2 protein-coding genes are annotated in these 1,919 nt (G+C 73.6%); both read left to right on the forward strand.

What is annotated here, in order from left to right:
- Nucleotides 1-623, forward strand: a 623-nt coding sequence (locus tag ACXJKG_RS20875; RefSeq protein WP_456847633.1) for a phenylalanine--tRNA ligase subunit beta-related protein, incomplete at its 5' end; no start/stop codon positions are given.
- A 195-nt stretch (nucleotides 624-818) separates the two neighbouring features.
- On the forward strand, nucleotides 819-1,919 hold a 1,101-nt coding region (locus ACXJKG_RS20880; protein ID WP_456847634.1), incomplete at its 3' end, for a lamin tail domain-containing protein.

Genomic DNA, 1,919 nt, shown 5'->3' on the forward strand with positions numbered 1-1,919 from the left:
CCACCAGCCCGCCGGCTCGCGGCTGGTGGGGGACCGGGCGCCGCGTCGACCACACCGACGCCATCGCGTCGGCCCGGCTCGTGGCCGAGGTCGTCGGCGTCGAGCTCGTGGCGTCGGCCGACGCGGACCACGCGCCCTGGCACCCGGGYCGCTGCGCGCGTCTGACCACGGTCGACGGCACGCTCGTCGGGCACGCGGGCGAGCTGCACCCGAACGTCGTCACGGCGCTCGGGCTGCCTGCGCGCGCGTCCGCCTTCGAGCTCGACCTCGACGTGCTGCTGGCCGCGGCGTCGCCCGAGCCCGTGCAGGCGGTCCCCGTCTCGACCTTCCCGGTCCTCAAGGAGGACATCGCGCTCGTGGTCGGTGCGGACGTGGCGGCGGCCGACCTGCTCGACGCCGTGCGCGTCGGTGCCGCGTCGAGCCCCGCCGGCGACGTCGTCGAGGAGGTCCGCCTGTTCGACGTGTACGCCGGGTCGCAGGTGGGGGACGAGCGCAAGTCGCTCGCGTTCTCGCTGCGGCTGCGGGCCGACGACCGGACCCTCACGGCGCAGGAGGCGGCGGCGGTCCGCGAGGCCGTCGTGGCCGAGGCCCACGCCCGGTTCGGGGCGACCCTGCGCGCCTGAGCKCCGACCGAAGACCCCCGTGGCCTGTGGCCGCGGGGGTCTTCTGCATCCGGTCTCAGAGCCTCCGACCGTGGTCATGGGATGAGTTCACCCAATAGTTACCTGTGAGTAGTTGCGGCAAATCGGGCGATCCCTGAAGGTGGTCCAGGCCGTCACGAGCGGCCATTGACGTTCCCCGACGAAGGAGAGCTCGACGTGCGCCGTGCCATGAAGTCGATCAGCGGGGGCGTCGCCGCCCTCGCTGTTGCAGTGGCGGGAGGTGTGATCGCGGCGGGCCCGGCAGGGGCGGCGGTCGGCACCACGCCACGGGTCCTGATCAACGAGGTGTACGGCGGTGGCGGCAACAGCGGCGCCACCTACACCAACGACTTCATCGAGCTGGTGAACGCCTCGAGCGCACCGGTCGACGTCACCGGCTGGTCCGTGCAGTACGCGTCCGCCGGTGGCGCCTTCAGCCAGTCCCTCACCACCGCACTCAGCGGCGTGATCCAGCCCGGCGCCGCCTACGTGGTGGTGGAGGCCGCGGGGACGGGTGGGACCACGCCCGTCACCGGGAACGTCACCRGGAACCTCGCCCTGAGCGGCACGGCGGGCAAGGTCGCTCTCGTCAGCTCGGCGACAGCCCTGTCCTGCACGGGGTCCGCGTGCCCGGCGCTCGACCAGGTGGTCGACTTCGTCGGGTACGGCGCGGCCGCCACCGGGTACGCCGGCAGCGGTCCGGCGCTCGGCGCCTCGAACACGCAGGCCGTCACGCGTGACGCCACGATCACCAACACCGCGAACAACGCGACCGACTTCGCCGCGGCGAACCCGACTCCGGGCGTGGTCGGCGGGACCGGGCCGGTGACCCCGACGGCGGCGACGATCGCCGAGATCCAGGGCGCGGGTGCCACGTCCCCGCTCGCCGGGAAGACCGTCACCACGGACGGCGTCGTCACCGCGGCCTACCCGACCGGCGGGCTCAGCGGCTACGTCATCCAGACCCCGGGGACCGGCGGCGCCACGGACGCGACGCCGGGTGCGTCCGACGCGGTCTTCGTCTTCTCGTCCGCCACCGCGGGCCTCGTCGCCATCGGCGACCACGTCCAGGTGACCGGAGCGGTCTCCGAGTTCAACGGGCTCACCGAGCTCACGGTCGCCGCGGCGACCGACCTGGTGAAGCTCCCCGCCGCCGCGGCGGTCACGCCCGTGTCGAGCACGTGGCCCACCACCGACGCCGCGCGCGAGGCCCTCGAGTCGATGCTGTTCMAGCCGACCGGCGACCTCACGATCTCCAACACCTACTCGACCAACCAG

This window comes from Cellulomonas sp. P5_C6, assembly GCF_054049635.1.